The organism is Nocardia sp. NPDC004415 (genome assembly GCF_053602435.1).
On record NZ_JBSGDP010000013.1, the window covers coordinates 84,040 to 98,328 of the forward strand.

Genomic DNA, 14,289 nt, shown 5'->3' on the forward strand with positions numbered 1-14,289 from the left:
GGCACCTCGGGAGGCCCGGCGGACCTAGCATGGCTGCGATGAGCGAGGACCAGGTGTTCGGGATGGGTGACGATCCGCTCGCGGCGCCGCTCGGACCGCCATTGGGCGAGGACGAGGTCGCCCGGGTCGTCGCTGCCACCTGGCCCGACGCGCGGCCGCGGGAGATCCGCTGGCGCAGCCCACGCCCCCTGTCCTCGACGGTCGGTGTGCGGTGCGTGGACGGGACCGACCTGGTGGTGAAGCGTCTGCCGCGGCAGCTGCGCGACCTGGCCGCCCTCGGCGAGGAGCACCGATTCACCGCACATCTGCGCGACCGGGGGATTCCGGTGCCCGAGGCCCGTGCCACGGCGGGGGAGGCCGGTACCCGCGACCGACGGCCGCTGCCCGCAGGCCCGCCGGGCTCCAGCTCGCCGCGCGACTCCGGGTGGTTCGTCTACGAGGTGCAGCAGGTGGGGGTCGGTGCGGACCGGTATCGGGCCGACTTCTCCTGGTCGCCGTACCGGGATCGCGCCGATGCCGCGGGCGCCGGGGCGATGCTGGGCAGGTTGCACCGGGCCGCGGCGGGTTTCGAGGCGCCCACGCGACCGGCCCGGCCGCTGGTGGCGACCATGCACGCCGGGGTGCGCGCGGCGTTCGAGTGGCATCTCGCGCGTCGTCCGGCGGTGGCTCGTTTCCTCGCCGAGCGCGACTGGCGGAACGAGATCGTCGACTTCCGGGCCGATCTCGGGGGCGTCGCACCCCTGTGGACGCACGGTGACTGGCATCCGACCAACCTGCTCTGGCACGACCACGAGGTCACCGCCGTCATCGACTTCGGGCTGGCCGATCGCACCACGGCGGTCTTCGATCTCGCCACCGCGATCGAGCGCACGGCCGTCGACTGGGTCGCCCTGCGCGACGGGGGAGCGGCGTCGGTGCGCTACGACCAGATCGCCGCGCTGCTGACGGGATACCGGTCCGAGCGGCCACTGTCGGCCGCCGAGCGGGCGCTGCTGCCGGACCTGCTGCCGCTGATCCACCTCGGCTACGAACTCTCCGAGATCGACTACTTCCGCACCGTCGCCCACGATCACCGCGCGGCCGAGATCGCCTACCACGACTGGCTGCTCGGGCATCTGCGCTGGTACGCCGGCCCCGACGGGCGCGAGCTCGCCGACGCGCTGCGCGACCTGACATAGAACACCGCCCCACCCACCGGATGCGAGTTCGGTGGATGGGGCGGTGCGGGCGGCCGTCCGTCGCGTCGGACGGCCGGGTCGGGGGGACTACAGGCTCGCCGCCAGGCGGGTGCCCTGGGCGATGGCGCGCTTGGCGTCGAGTTCGGCGGCCACGTCGGCGCCGCCGATCAGGTGCAGGTCGACGCCCGCGGCGCGCAGCGGTTCCTCGAGTTCGCGCACGGATTCCTGTCCGGCGCAGACGATCACATTGTCGACCTCGATGACGCGCGGGTTCTCGCGCTTCTCACCGAAGGAGATGTGCAGCCCGGCGTCGTCGATGCGCTCGTAGTTCACGCCACCGACCTGCTCGACGCCCTTGGCCTTGATCGCCGCGCGATGCACCCAGCCCGACGTCTTGCCCAGGTCCTTGCCGAACGGGGTCGACTTGCGTTGCAGCAGCACCACATCGCGGGCGGCGGGAGCGGGACGCGGCTGCCTGAGCTGACCGGGCACCTTCTCGTCGTCGGCGTCGACACCCCACTCCTCCTTCCACTCGTCGAGCTTGAGCGTGGGATGACCCTCCACGGTGAGGTATTCGCTCACGTCGTAGCCGATCCCGCCCGCGCCGATCACCGCGACCTTCTTGCCGACCGGCTTCTCCTGCTTCACCAGCTCGGCGTAGGACAGCACCATCGGGTGGTCGATGCCGGGGATGTTCGGGATGCGTGGCCGCACGCCGGTGGCCAGCACCACCGAGTCGTAGCCGCCCGCGATCAGTTCCTCGGCGGTGACCCGCTTGTCGAGGTGCAGAGCCACGCCGGTGAGCTCGATCTTGCGGTTGAAGTAGCGGATCGACTCGTCGAACTCCTCCTTGCCGGGGATGCGGCGGGCGATGTCGAACTGTCCGCCGATCTTGTCGTCGGCCTCGAACAGGTCGACCCGGTGCCCGCGCTCGGCCAGGCTGACCGCCGCCGAGAGCCCCGCCGGGCCCGCGCCGACCACCGCGAAGCGCTTGGCGCGCCGCGTGGGCAGCAGGTTCAGCGTGGTCTCGCTGCCCGCGCGCGGGTTGACCAGGCACGACACCTTCTTGTTGCCGAAGGCGTGGTCGAGGCAGGCCTGGTTGCAGGCGATGCAGGTGTTGATCTCGTCGGCCCGGTCGCCCTCGGCCTTGTTGGCCCATTCCGGGTCGGCCAGCAGCGGCCTGGCCAGCGAGATCAGCGCCGCGTCGCCGCGGGTGAGGATCTCCTCGGCGATCTCGGGCATGTTGATCCGGTTCGACGCGCAGACCGGGATGTTCACCTGGCGGGCGATCTTGGCGGTGAACTCCACGAACGCCGCGCGTGGCACCGAGGTGACGATGGTGGGCACCCTGGCCTCGTGCCAGCCGATATCGGTGTTGAGGATGTCGACGCCGACGGCCTCGAGTTCCTTGGCCAGCGCGACGATCTCCTCGAAGGTCTGCCCCTTCTCCACCAGCTCGGCCATCGACAGGCGGAACACGATGATGAAATCGGGCCCGACCGCCGCGCGGATGCGCCGGGCGATCTCCACCGGCAGCCTGCGCCGGTTCTCCGGGGTGCCGCCCCACTTGTCGGTGCGCTTGTTCACCCGCGGAGCGAGGAACTGGTTGATGAAATAGCCCTCACCGCCCATGATCTCGCAGCCGTCGTAGCCGGCCAGCTTCGCCAGCGACGCGCAGCGGGCGTAGTCGTCGATGGTGGACTCCACGCCCTTGCTCGACAGCGCACGCGGCTTGAACGGGTTGATCGCGGACTTGATCGCCGAGGCCGACACGCTGGTCGGCATGTAGGAGTAGCGCCCGGCGTGCAGGATCTGGATGGCGATCTTGCCGCCCTCGGCGTGCACCGCCTTGGTGATGGCGCGGTGCCGGTAGGCCTCGGTCTTGGTGGTGAGCTTGCCGCCGAAGGGCAGCAGCCAGCCGGTCCGGTTGGGCGCGTAGCCGCCGGTGATGATCAGGCCGACCCCGCCGCGGGCGCGTTCGGCGAAGTAGGCGGCCAGTTTGTTGGTGTCCCAGGCGCGGTCTTCCAGACCGGTGTGCATGGAACCCATGACCACCCGGTTGCGCAGGGTGGTATGGCCGAGGTCGAGGGGTTCGAACAGGTGCGGAAAACTCATGGGCTGGGTTCACCTTTTCGCGGTCGCAGGGCCTGCAGTACTTCGTCGCACCATTCGACGTAGCCGGACTCCGCGCGGATGCCCGCGCGCAGCACCAGATACTGGTGCAGGGCGGTGCCGGAGAGCTGGTCCGGCACCGGGAAGAATTTCTTCTCGCTGAGGCGGTACTCGTCGAGGCGGCGGGCGTGGTCGGCGCGATGACGCTCGACCTCGGCGCACACCGCCGTGATGTCGCCGTGCGCGGCGCCGCGGATCTTCACGCCGAGCTCGTCGCGCGCGGGGGTGGACTGGGTGGGTTCGGCGAGCCAGCGGGCCAGCTCGGTGCGTCCGGCCTCGGCCACCGAGTACACCTTCTTGTCGGGTTTTCCGTGCTGGGTCACCGATTCCACGGTCACCCAGCCGGACTCCTCCATACGCTTGAGGACCCGGTAGATCTGCTGATGTGAGGCACTCCAGAAGTAGCCGATCGACTTGTCGAATCGATGGGCGAGCTCGTATCCCGAGCCGGACCGTTCGCTGAGCGAGACCAGCAGCGCGTGCTCCAGTGCCATGTGACGAGGATATCCGGAACGGGCGGTACTATGCAATCAGGTTCATATTGACGGCGACCTGCCGAAACACTGATGTGCCCTGCCGGGCGCCGCGATCGCCATTACGCTTCGCCCATGACCGAGGTGAGCGCGGCCGAGACCGTCGGTGAGGCGGCCGGACGCGGGCAGGTGCTGGCGTGGGGACTGTGGGATTGGGGGTCCTCGGCGTTCCAGGCCGTGACGCTGACCTTCGTGTTCTCGGTGTATCTCACCGACAAGGTGGGCGACGACCTGCCCGGTGGTGTCTCGGCGAGCGCGTGGCTGGGCTGGGCACTGGCCGCCGCCGGGCTCGTGGTCGCGGTGACCGCGCCGGTCTGCGGGCAGTACTTCGACGCCGTCGGCTCCCGCAAACGCGCGCTGGCCACGCTCACCACGCTCACCGTCGGCGCCATGTCGCTGATGTTCTTCGTGCGCGACGACTACCACGATCTGTGGCTGGGCCTGGCGCTGCTGGCCTTCGCCTCGGCCACCTTCGAGCTGGCCGGGGTGCCCTACAACGCCATGATGCGCCAGGTGTCCACCCCGGCCACGGTCGGGCGGGTCTCCGGATTCGGCTGGGCGATGGGCTATTTCGGCGGCATTGTGCTGCTGCTCATCTGCTACGTGGGGTTCCTGGCCGGTGACGGTGATTCCCGTGGCGTGCTCGGCATGCCCACCGACCAGGGGCTCAATGTCCGGCTGGTGATCGTGCTGGCGGCGGTCTGGTTCACCGTGTTCGCGTTGCCGGTGCTGTTCGCGGTGCCGGAGATGCCGCGCACCGGCGCCGATCCGGGGGCGTCGCGGGCCGGGTTCCTCGGGTCCTACCGGGTGCTGTGGCGGGATGTGCGGGAACTGTGGGGACAGGACCGGCACACGGTGTGGTTCCTGCTGGCCAGCGCGGTCTTCCGGGATGGCCTGGCCGGGGTGTTCACCTTCGGCGCGGTGCTGGCGGTGCAGGTGTACGGCTTCGCCGACGCCGACGTGCTGCTGTTCGGCATCGCGGCCAATGTCGTGGCCGGGGCGGCCGCCATCGCGGCGGGCCGCTTCGACGACCGGCTCGGCCCGAAACGCGTGATCGTGGCCTCGCTGGTGGGGATGATCGCCTGCGGGCTGGTGCTGCTGGTGGTCTCGGGCACGCTGATGTTCTGGATCTTCGGCCTCGCGCTGACGGTGTTCGTCGGGCCCGCGCAGGCCTCGGCCCGGTCGTTCCTGGCCCGGCTGGCCCCGCCGGGACGCGAAGGCCAGCTCTTCGGGCTCTACACCACCACCGGGCGGGCGGTCTCGTTCCTCGCGCCCGCCCTGTTCGGCCTGTTCGTCTGGGTCTTCGGCAGCGACCGGGCCGGGATCGCCGGCCTGCTGGTGGTGCTGGTGGCCGGCCTGCTGGTGCTGCTCCCGGTCCGGGCGCCCGCGCAGACGAGATAAACCAGATCTGGGCGATCTCACAGTGAACGAATGTTCACCCTGTGGTTCACCCGGCGTTCTTGGGCTGCCAGCCCGCGATACCCAGCGCGATCAGCCGCATCTGCATGACCGTGCGCTCGACGATGGCGGCCTCCTCGCGCGGGGTGGAGGCCACGAAGCCGGCGATGCCGTCGGTGACCGTGGTGACCAGCAGGTCCGCGGCGATCTCGAGTTCGGTGGTGCTCCAGGAGTCCAGCGCGCGTAGCCGGGACAGGTCGGCGACGATCTCGCGCACGATCAGCTGCATCTCCATCGCGATCGCCTGACGCAGCGGGGCGGGCCCACCGTGGCGCTCGCGGATGAGGAAGCCGAACAGCGCGCGCTTGGTGCGCACCTGGTCGAACACGAAGCGCACGGTATCGGCCAGATGCGCGTCCGGCTTGCGCCTGACCTCGCGCAATGCCAGTCGTAGCGCGGTGACGCCCTCGTCGACCAGGGTCGCGCCGAGGTCGTCGAGCGAGGCGAAGTGCCGGTAGAACGCCGTGGGTACGATGCCTGCCGAGCGCGCGATCTCGCGCAGGCTCAGCGCCGCGAAGCCGCGGTCGGCGGCCAGCGCGAGCGTGCCGTCGAGAAGGGCGGCCCGGGTGTGCGCTTTGCGCTCGTTACGGGTTCCTGCCTGCTCAGTCACATCGGTGAGCATACATCCGTTCACCATAGTCGAATCCCTCTAGATGTTGCCCGCCTCACATTATTGCCGGTTGACAGCGGGATGGGTCCATCCGGCACACTGGTGAGTGTACAGGCGTGCACTGAAATGTGGACCGCATGCCGAGTGACTTCCATGAAGGGGTTCAAGCAATGGTGGGACTGATCGATCTGGTGCAGACGTTGACGACGCCGCACCCGCTGGACCGGTACCTGGAGCTCGTCCGCCCCGGGCTCACCGCACGGGAACTGCGTGCCGAGATCACCCATGTCTCGCACGCCACCCCGGGTTCGGTGACCCTCACTCTGCGGGCTACCCGCCAATGGCGCGGTCACACCGCGGGCCAGTACGTGCAGATCGGCGTCTCGATCAACGGCGTGCGCCACACCCGGTGCTATTCGCCGATCGATCCGGAGAGCCGAGGGGACCGATACCTGCAGCTCACGGTCAAGGCGCATCCCGGCGGGCTGGTCTCGAACTACCTGCACGACAACGCGAAGCCGGGCATGATCGTCGACCTGGCGCCCGCCTCCGGCGTCTTCGCGCTGCCCGAGCAGCGGCCCGGCAAGGTGCTGCTGGTCAGCGGCGGCTCGGGGATCACGCCGGTACTGTCGATGTTGCGGACCCTCGACGCCGAGGGTTTCACCGGTCCGGTGACCTTCCTGCACTACGCGCGTCAGCCGGAGATGGTGCCGCACAAGGCCGAACTGACCGCGATCGCCAACCGGCGGCCCAACTTCCGCGTCGAGTACCGCTTCCCGGTCGAGCCGGGCACCGTGGTGAACGGCGAGACCTCCACCGGCAGCGGGTTCTTCGACTACGACGAGCTCGAGCGGGTGGCGCCCTGGTTCGCCGACTCGCAGACCTTCGTCTGCGGGCCGCCGCCGCTGATGAACGCGGTGCGGACCCTGTTCGAGGCCGAGGGTCTGGGCGATCGGGTGCACAGCGAGGAGTTCACCCTCACCACCGTGCCCACCGACCCGGCCGAGGCCACCGGCACCGTGACCTTCTCCGGCAGCGCCGTCACCACCGAGAACTCCGGTGCGCCGCTGCTCGACCAGGCCGAGGCCGCCGGGCTCACCCCGGAATACGGCTGCCGCATGGGGATCTGCTTCTCCTGCACCGCGACCAAGGTCTCCGGCTGCACCCGCAACCTGCGCACCGGCGAGCTCGACGCCGATCCGGACAAGCAGATCCAGATCTGCGTGAACACCGCGGTCGGCGACGTCGACATCGCGCTCTAGACGACAACCACAGCCCGATTCACCAACCAAGGGGAGATACCGCTATGACGATCCTCACCGAAGGCAAAGACGGTCCGGTCATCCTGACCCCCGACCAGGTCGAAGAGCTCGGCAAGGCACTCGACGAGCTGCGCGCCCGCATCGAGGCCGACCTCGGCGAGCGCGACCGCGACTACATCTACAAGATCATCAAGGCCCAGCGCGGGCTCGAGGTCGCCGGCCGCGGCCTGATGTACCTGGGCTTCCTGCCCCCGTTCTGGCTGGCCGGTGTCGCCGCGCTCGGTGTGTCGAAGATCCTCGACAACATGGAGATCGGCCACAACGTCATGCACGGTCAGTACGACTGGATGCGTGAGCGCGGCATCAACTCCCGCGAATTCGACTGGGACACCGTGTGCCCGGCCGATCAGTGGAAGCACTCGCACAACTTCATGCACCACACCTACACCAATGTCCACGACATGGACCGCGACATCGGTTACGGCATCCTGCGCATCGACGAGGGCCAGAAGTGGCACCCGTACTACCTGGGCAACCCGGTCTACGCCTTCCTGCTGATGGTGCTGTTCGAGTGGGGCGTGATGCTGCACGACCACGAGGTCGAGAACATCATCCAGGGCAAGCGCAAGCTGCGCGACAACATCCCGCTGATCAAGGGCGGTCTGCGCAAGTCCGGCAAGCAGGTGCTCAAGGACTACGTGGTGTTCCCGGCGCTGACCGGCCCGCTGTTCCTGCACACGCTGGCCGGCAACGCCGCCGCCAACATCGTGCGCAACCTGTGGACCTTCTCGATCATCTTCTGCGGCCACTTCCCGGCTGGTGTACAGACGTTCACCAAGGAGGAGACCGAGGTCGAGACCCGCGGCGAGTGGTACGTGCGCCAGATGCTCGGTTCGGCGAACATCAAGGGCTCCAAGCTGTTCCACATCATGTCGGGCAACCTGTCGCACCAGATCGAGCACCACCTGTTCCCGGACATCCCGGCCAACCGGTACCCGGAGATGGCGCCCGAGGTGAAGGCGCTGGCCGAGAAGTACGGCCTGCCCTACAACACCGGCCGTTTCTCCAAGCAGATCGGCTCGGTGTGGGCCAAGATCTTCCTGCTCGCGCTGCCCGATCGCTTCGTGAAGAGGGCCCCCAAGCCCGGTGTTATCGTTATGCGTAATCGGAAGGCAACCGAAGTGGGCGTGTAGATGATCGGGAAATTCGAGACCAACAAAGACCTCGTCCAGGAATTGACGTCCTCCGGTGCGCGCCGGGTCGGCAATATCGCCGCCCTCATCACCGGAACCGTCGCCGAGGTCGCCCGGGAAATCGGTGAATTCCTCACCGACGCGATCGAGATGAACGAGGCGGCCGCGGCAGCTCGCCGCGACGCCGCGGTGGAGCGCGCCGAACAGCGTCGCGAGGCCGCCGAGGATCTCGACACCCCGGACGAGACCGGCTCGGATTCCGCGGCCTGGCTCACCGAGCCGGAACCGGTGGTCACCGAGGCCGAGCCCGCTCCGCGCGAGCCGGGCAAGGCCTGATCACCACACCGGCAGCCGCCTGCGCCGTTCGGTGACATCGGTGATCAGATCCCGGTAGCCGTCGGTCAGCTCGGCCAATCTGCACCAGTGCACGTGCGTGCGTGCCACCGGATCGCCGCCCAGCGCCTGCTGGGCGGCGATCCATTTTTCGGCCATCCGGTCGATCACCGCGCCGAGGGTCTCGGTGTGCAGGGAGGCGCCGCCGCGGTGCGCCACATGACCCGTGACCCAGTCGTCGATGCGGGAGATCAGGCCCGCGCGGGTGTCGTCGATGTCGTCGAGCAGCCGTCCGCAGGCCGCGAAGACCGTGCCCGCCGCCTCGGCGTCGCGGGCCGCGTCGAGGGTGGCGCGCCTGCGGGCGTGGCAGTGCGCCAGCCCCGCGGCCGCGTCGAGTACCGGATGGTCCTGGGCGGTGGAGTGGCGAAAGGCACGCAACAACGCCGTCGGCGACGGGAGTTGCGTGGCATCCACACGATGGCCGGATTCGTTCGGCATGGTGCACGCCCTTGAGATACGCGGAAATCGGGACTGGATACGCCAGGGCCGAGGAGGACGCGGGACAGGTGCACTCCCCGGCACCGGCGTAGCCCCGCCCGGGCGTCGACGAATTGTCCGCGACGCTGCGGCAGGGAAGACGACCCGGGGAAAATCGGGACTACTCCAGGAAAGCGCGATCCGGCGCCGCCACGCAATAGTACGGAGTACAAATCGGGCAGGCGGCGACAATCGTTATCGACGATTACGGCCGGGTCACCGGCACGCTTCCCCGGTGTAACCACCCGGCGCATTTCCGGCAATCATTGTTGCGGAGCACCCCGGCACGGCCGTCGAATGCACTAGCCTCGGACAATGTGCCTGCCTATGTGTCCTCGCCCGAACTGACCTTCGGGTTCCTGTTCGCGCTGGAAGACCCGCAGCGAATCGCCGACGTCGTGCGCGATCTGATGGAGCGCCACGCGGTCTCGGTGTTCCGGATCGCGCGCCTGTCCGACGACGACGGCCCGCCCGAACGGTATGTGGTGAACTGGGCGGCCATTCCGCAGATCTCCATCACCACCGCCGCCCCGGAGGAAGCCGAATTGCGGGCCCAGCGGATCATGCTGGTCAACGCCTTTCTCGGTGAGGGCGGCGAGGTGAGCCTGTACTCCGGGAATCCGCACGCGCCGAGCTGAATCCGCTCAGCGCGCCGACTCGTAGATGCGGCGCACCACGTCCTCGATACCCGGTTCCTCGATGGACAGATCGCGCACCTGCGCCCGGTCCGACACCGCGGCCAGCAATGCCGCCGCGGTGGTGTGCTCGGCGTCGAAGGCCAGCCGCTGGCGCATGCCGCCCGCCTCGCTGGACAGCAGTTGCGCCCCACACGGCAGATCATCGAGATCCGGTGTGGGAGCGGCCAGATCGACCACCAGCACCCGGCGCGCGCCCACGGTGGCGCCCAGCCCGGTCAGTGAACCGTCGTACACCAGCTTGCCGTGATCGACCACCAGCACCCGGTCGCAGAGCCGCTCGATATCGCCCATGTCGTGGGTGGTGAGCAGCAGGGTGGTGCCGCGCTCGATGCGCTCGGCGCGCAGGAACTCGCGCAAGCGCTGTTTGGACAGCACGTCGAGCCCGATCGTCGGCTCGTCCAGGATCACCAGCTCCGGCGAATGCAGCAGCGCGGCGGCCACTTCCGCGCGCATGCGCTGGCCGAGCGACAGCTGGCGTACCGGGGTGTCGAGGGTCTCGGCCATCTCGAGCTGTTCGACCAGTTCGTGGGTGCGCTTGTCGGCGATGTCGGGGTCGAGGCGGTGGATCGCGGCCAGGATCGAGAACGACTCGTGCAGCGGCAGATCCCACCACAGCTGCGAGCGCTGCCCGAAGACCACGCCGATGCGCGAGGCCAGCTCCCTGCGCTGGCGCACCGGTTCCAGCCCGCAGGTGCGCACACTGCCCGAGGTGGGCACCAGGATGCCGGTGAGCATCTTGATGGTGGTCGACTTGCCCGCGCCGTTGGCGCCGATGTAGCCGACCGCGGAGCCGCGTTCGACGCGGAAGCTCATCGCGTCGACGGCGGTGATGGTGTCGCGATGACGGCGCCATCGGCTCCCGTTCTTGCGGTAGACGGTGAATTGCCGGGTGAGGTCATCGATGTCGATGATGGGTTCGGCGTCGATCCGCTCGTGCATCGCTAGCCACCTCCTCCCTGGTAGTGCCTGGTACCGATCCGCCATGCCGACAACGCCAGCAACCACACCCAGACCGCGGCGACCGGGGTCAGCCAGGCCGACCACGCGGGCAGCAGCGGCGGGCCGGGCAGGCCGAGCAGGGCGATGGTCGGCACGTACGCCGTGAACGCGACGGGAATCGCGAACCCGAACAACAGTTTCAGCGGTGTGGGGAACACCGAGGCAGGCTGCATCGCGGCGAACGAGCCGCCGTAGGTGAAGCTGTTGGTGAGCTCGGCACCGTCTATCAAGAAGAACTGTAGCCCCGCCGCGCATACGAAAAGGCCACAGAACAGCGCAATTCCACTCAGCAGGGTGATCACGATCAAGGTAACCGGGGCGATGCCCCAGTCGATGTCGTTGCGCCACAGCCCGATCGTCAGCACGATTACCGCGACGGCCGCCCTGGCGAGCCTGCGCAGCGAGATGTCGCTGGTGACCAGTTGCAGCAGCAGCGGCTGCGGGCGCAGGTGGTAGGCGTCGAGGGTGCCCATCCTGATCATGGTCGGCAGCGAATCCAGGTGTCCCACCAGCACTTGCGCCAGCGCGAAGGAGGTATTGGACAGGCCGAACAGCAACAGCGCCGCGTTCACGTCCAGCCCGCCGAGCGTGCCGACATTGTGGAAGATCACCCACACCTCGGCGAATTCCACCAGCCCGATCAGGAACGCGCTGAACACCTCGGTGGCGAAGGAGAGGCGGTACACCTGCTGTGCTTTCACACGCGAACGCAATACTGCGAGATAGGGGGTGAACCAGGTCCCGGCCACAATGCGCGCGGTCTCCGGTTCACCCACCCTGTACCTCCAGTCTGCGTTGACCCGCCCGCAGCATCACCCGCCCGAGCAACCCGATCGCCAGCACCCAAAACCCTTGTGCCGCAACAGTGAACACCGCATCCAGACCTTCTGCCCGCCCGGACAGCGTATCGATCGGCGCCTGCAGGATCGAGGGGAACGGTGTCGCTCTGGCGATGGCGCGCAGCCAGTCGGGGAACATGTGGACCGGAACGAAAAGCCCTGCGAGGAACGTGCCGACGATCTGGTAGAGCACACGGATCCCGCGTATCTCCACCACCCAGAACCCGATCAGCGCCACCGCGAACAGGCACAGGAACGACAGCGCCACCGCCAGCAGCACACTGATCACGCCGAGCACATAGGCCATCGGCGAGGTCGGCATGGACAGGCCGAAGGTGGCCGCGCCGACCACGATGCTCGGGACGCCGCGCGGCAGGAACGTGCAGGCGGCGCGGCCCATGTCGCCGGCCAGATAGCTCAGCTGCACGTCCACCGGGCGCAGGAAATCGATGGCGACGTCACCGGATTTGATGCGGTCGACCAGATCGATCTGCGGGCCCATGAACTGGGTGGCACCGAGCAGCCCCTGCGACAGCCACACATACGCGGCGATCGTGCCCTCGTCGTAACCGCCGAACCCACCGGCGGCGCGCACCGCGGCCACCAGGACCGCGGCCCGCACGAAACCGAAGACACAGTTGGTGAACAGCCCGGCGAACATCGCCAATTTGTACTGGGCCTGGCGTTTGAAGCCTGCCCTGGCGAAGGTCCAATACACGGCGACCAGGCTCGGCCTGCCGCGGCGGACCGGACACCGGCGCGTCGCGATGGCGAGTTGCCCGTCCCCCTCCGCATTGCCCCGCACAATCAGTCAACTCTAGGCCGATCCGGACAGATCAGCACGAAAACGGCACGGATCGACCGTGGTTCAGCGCAGCGGGACCTTGACGTCGGTGCCGCCCTCCCTGGTGATCCGCGCGTTCATCGCGACCAGGGCGGGGGCGGGGGTGAAGCCGCCCGCGAACAGCGCCTCGCCCTGGCGGAACCACGGTGAGCGTTCCAGCAGCGCGGCGGGCGCGTAACCGAAGTGGGTGCCCAGTTCGGCGAGGTCGACCGGGGAGGACATCTTCATCAGCGCGAGGTTGTCGCACTGGGACAGGATGTTGGGGTGGACCTTCGACGGCCGCTGCGTCGACAGCAGCAGCCACAGCCCGAATTTGCGGCCCTCGGCGGCGATCTGGATCAGCCGCTCCCTGACTGCGACCGCGATCGGCGAATCCAGCTGGGGCGAGGCCAGATTGTGCGCCTCGTCGATCACCAGCAGGATCGGGCGGCGTTCCTCCCGGCGCGACCACAGCTCGTCGAGCAGCGCCAGAGCTACCACGAGTTGCTGTTCGGCGGTGGAGAATCCGCCCAGATCGAGCACGGTGGCGTCGGGTCGCTCGGCGACCACCTCGGTGACCGCGCGCTGATTGCGTGCCCACACCTCCCAGTCGAGCAGGCCCAGGTTCTCGATGCGCATGCCGAGCCGCTGCTGCGCCGGTGATTCCGAGCTGCGCAGGTGCGGCAGGGTGTCGTCGAGTTCGGTGGCCGAGAGCACCGTGGACAGGTGCATGAGCTCGTTGAACTCCTCGCGATCGGCGATCGGGTCGATCCGCAGGATCGCGGCCTTGGACGGCAGCGGGAGTTCGGTGAAGCGGGCCCGCAGCAGGGCACCCTTGTGCGGGCGCAACACCCGGATGTCGCGGCGGCGCAGGGCCTCGGCGGTCGGGCCGCTCGCCTGGGGATCGAGCTCGCCCAGGTGCACGAAATCGGAGTTGGGGTCGAAGACCACCACCGGCAGGGCGGTGTGCGCGATCAGCTGTTCGAGCACGACACCGAGGGCGTAGGTCTTGCCCGAGCCGCTCTGCCCGCACCAGAAGGTGTGCCGGTTGAACCGGGTGGGTAGCAGCCGGGCCGGACCGCCGGGCGGGGTGAGATCGACACCGATGTCGAGTTGCGCGCCGGTGGTGTCGTGCAGGGTCTGCACCGTGGCCGCGTCGGCCATCTCCACCGTGGCGTCGGTGAACGGATGGCCCGCGCGCACATCGATGCCGTCGACGCGCACCTCGCCCATCATCCTGCCGCGCAAGGAGACCGGGGTGGTCTGCGAGCGTTCCTCCACCAGCGCGAGCTGGCGGCCCCGCTCACTGACGATCACCGCCAGCGAACCGGCGACAAGCGTGCATCCGGTGGCGTCGGCGACGAAGAACGAACGACCGTCCTCGGACCTGGCGAAGGTCTGGCTATTGTTCGGCACCCGCCGATCATCGCACCGAACAGGCCGCGGACGTGCGGATAGCTACCGAGTCGCTATCTGGTGTTCGATCAGTGCTCCGGGAAGCCGGTCGCGAACAGGATGGCGATGGCCACGGAGCTGACCACGGAGATAGCGAGAATGATCCACATGAGTGGGAAGGGTACCGGTCCGTCGGTCCATTGCCCGCATCGCGTCCGGTCGGCCAATTAAAGCCATCAGAACTTGCGTTAGGCCATTG

Annotated in this window: 14 protein-coding genes; 6 read left to right on the forward strand and 8 right to left on the reverse strand. The window is 68.4% G+C overall.

The genetic code is table 11. The features are described 5' to 3' along the window. The first annotated feature begins 38 nt into the window (after window positions 1-38). Window positions 39-1,178, forward strand: a complete 1,140-nt coding sequence (locus tag ACWEMY_RS09190; protein WP_452389566.1) for a phosphotransferase enzyme family protein — start codon at window positions 39-41, stop codon at window positions 1,176-1,178. Window positions 1,179-1,265: 87 nt separating this feature from the next. Here the strand turns inward: ACWEMY_RS09190 and ACWEMY_RS09195 are convergent, their stop codons facing one another. Next, window positions 1,266-3,293 (reverse strand): FAD-dependent oxidoreductase, encoded by a 2,028-nt coding sequence (locus ACWEMY_RS09195; protein ID WP_452389567.1) that lies wholly within the window; start codon window positions 3,291-3,293, stop codon window positions 1,266-1,268. Then, window positions 3,290-3,844, reverse strand: coding sequence for a PadR family transcriptional regulator (locus ACWEMY_RS09200; RefSeq protein ID WP_375936871.1), 555 nt, complete (start codon window positions 3,842-3,844; stop codon window positions 3,290-3,292). The genes ACWEMY_RS09195 and ACWEMY_RS09200 overlap by 4 nt, the downstream gene beginning before the upstream one ends. Window positions 3,845-3,958: 114 nt before the next feature. Here ACWEMY_RS09200 and ACWEMY_RS09205 point away from each other — a divergent pair, with 114 nt between their 5' ends. Continuing rightward, window positions 3,959-5,284 carry an MFS transporter gene (locus tag ACWEMY_RS09205; protein WP_452389568.1) on the forward strand — a complete coding sequence of 442 codons (1,326 nt, stop codon included), beginning with the start codon at window positions 3,959-3,961 and terminating at the stop codon, window positions 5,282-5,284. Window positions 5,285-5,330: 46 nt separating this feature from the next. On the opposite strand, the gene ACWEMY_RS09210 is transcribed toward ACWEMY_RS09205, so the two are convergent. Next, window positions 5,331-5,978 carry a TetR family transcriptional regulator gene (locus ACWEMY_RS09210; RefSeq protein WP_452389569.1) on the reverse strand — a complete coding sequence of 216 codons (648 nt, stop codon included), beginning with the start codon at window positions 5,976-5,978 and terminating at the stop codon, window positions 5,331-5,333. A 143-nt stretch (window positions 5,979-6,121) separates the two neighbouring features. On the opposite strand from ACWEMY_RS09210, the gene ACWEMY_RS09215 reads away from it, so the two are divergent. Genes ACWEMY_RS09215 through ACWEMY_RS09225 form a run of 3 tightly spaced genes read left to right on the forward strand, consistent with a single transcriptional unit; the run spans window position 6,122 to window position 8,742 of the window. Then, window positions 6,122-7,213 carry a ferredoxin reductase gene (locus tag ACWEMY_RS09215; RefSeq protein ID WP_452389570.1) on the forward strand — a complete coding sequence of 364 codons (1,092 nt, stop codon included), beginning with the start codon at window positions 6,122-6,124 and terminating at the stop codon, window positions 7,211-7,213. Between the two features lie 44 nt (window positions 7,214-7,257). Continuing rightward, on the forward strand, window positions 7,258-8,406 hold the full coding sequence (locus tag ACWEMY_RS09220) for a fatty acid desaturase family protein (RefSeq protein WP_452389571.1): 1,149 nt from the start codon (window positions 7,258-7,260) through the stop codon (window positions 8,404-8,406). Beyond that, window positions 8,407-8,742, forward strand: a complete 336-nt coding sequence (locus ACWEMY_RS09225) for a hypothetical protein (protein ID WP_375936856.1) — start codon at window positions 8,407-8,409, stop codon at window positions 8,740-8,742. On the opposite strand, the gene ACWEMY_RS09230 is transcribed toward ACWEMY_RS09225, so the two are convergent. Continuing rightward, window positions 8,743-9,237, reverse strand: a complete 495-nt coding sequence (locus ACWEMY_RS09230; RefSeq protein ID WP_452389572.1) for a DUF4254 domain-containing protein — start codon at window positions 9,235-9,237, stop codon at window positions 8,743-8,745. A 356-nt stretch (window positions 9,238-9,593) separates the two neighbouring features. Between ACWEMY_RS09230 and ACWEMY_RS09235 the strand changes: the two genes are divergently transcribed. After that, window positions 9,594-9,914, forward strand: coding sequence for a hypothetical protein (locus tag ACWEMY_RS09235; protein WP_278262960.1), 321 nt, complete (start codon window positions 9,594-9,596; stop codon window positions 9,912-9,914). A 6-nt stretch (window positions 9,915-9,920) separates the two neighbouring features. Here ACWEMY_RS09235 and ACWEMY_RS09240 read toward each other — a convergent pair whose 3' ends face one another. The 4 genes from ACWEMY_RS09240 to ACWEMY_RS09255 all read right to left on the reverse strand — a co-directional run bounded on the left by ACWEMY_RS09240 (window position 9,921) and on the right by ACWEMY_RS09255 (window position 14,051). Beyond that, on the reverse strand, window positions 9,921-10,913 hold the full coding sequence (locus tag ACWEMY_RS09240) for an ABC transporter ATP-binding protein (protein WP_452389573.1): 993 nt from the start codon (window positions 10,911-10,913) through the stop codon (window positions 9,921-9,923). Between the two features lie 2 nt (window positions 10,914-10,915). Continuing rightward, entirely contained in the window at window positions 10,916-11,749 is an 834-nt protein-coding gene (locus ACWEMY_RS09245; protein WP_375936847.1) for an ABC transporter permease, read from the reverse strand. After that, complete coding sequence (locus ACWEMY_RS09250) at window positions 11,742-12,617, reverse strand: ABC transporter permease (protein WP_452389574.1); 876 nt, start codon at window positions 12,615-12,617, stop codon at window positions 11,742-11,744. Before ACWEMY_RS09250 ends, ACWEMY_RS09245 begins: the two co-directional genes overlap by 8 nt. A 63-nt stretch (window positions 12,618-12,680) precedes the next feature. Beyond that, window positions 12,681-14,051 (reverse strand): ATP-binding protein, encoded by a 1,371-nt coding sequence (locus ACWEMY_RS09255; RefSeq protein ID WP_452389575.1) that lies wholly within the window; start codon window positions 14,049-14,051, stop codon window positions 12,681-12,683. Window positions 14,052-14,289: the final 238 nt, after the last annotated feature.

Bases quoted from the DNA above. Each gene is read 5' to 3' on its own strand.
- ACWEMY_RS09190 (WP_452389566.1), top strand. From the start codon at position 39: ATGAGCGAGGACCAGGTGTTCGGGATGGGTGACGATCCGCTCGCGGCG.
- ACWEMY_RS09195 (WP_452389567.1), bottom strand. From the start codon at position 3,293: ATGAGTTTTCCGCACCTGTTCGAACCCCTCGACCTCGGCCATACCACC.
- ACWEMY_RS09200 (WP_375936871.1), bottom strand. From the start codon at position 3,844: ATGGCACTGGAGCACGCGCTGCTGGTCTCGCTCAGCGAACGGTCCGGC.
- ACWEMY_RS09205 (WP_452389568.1), top strand. From the start codon at position 3,959: ATGACCGAGGTGAGCGCGGCCGAGACCGTCGGTGAGGCGGCCGGACGC.
- ACWEMY_RS09210 (WP_452389569.1), bottom strand. From the start codon at position 5,978: ATGGTGAACGGATGTATGCTCACCGATGTGACTGAGCAGGCAGGAACC.
- ACWEMY_RS09215 (WP_452389570.1), top strand. From the start codon at position 6,122: ATGGTGGGACTGATCGATCTGGTGCAGACGTTGACGACGCCGCACCCG.
- ACWEMY_RS09220 (WP_452389571.1), top strand. From the start codon at position 7,258: ATGACGATCCTCACCGAAGGCAAAGACGGTCCGGTCATCCTGACCCCC.
- ACWEMY_RS09225 (WP_375936856.1), top strand. From the start codon at position 8,407: ATGATCGGGAAATTCGAGACCAACAAAGACCTCGTCCAGGAATTGACG.
- ACWEMY_RS09230 (WP_452389572.1), bottom strand. From the start codon at position 9,237: ATGCCGAACGAATCCGGCCATCGTGTGGATGCCACGCAACTCCCGTCG.
- ACWEMY_RS09240 (WP_452389573.1), bottom strand. From the start codon at position 10,913: ATGCACGAGCGGATCGACGCCGAACCCATCATCGACATCGATGACCTC.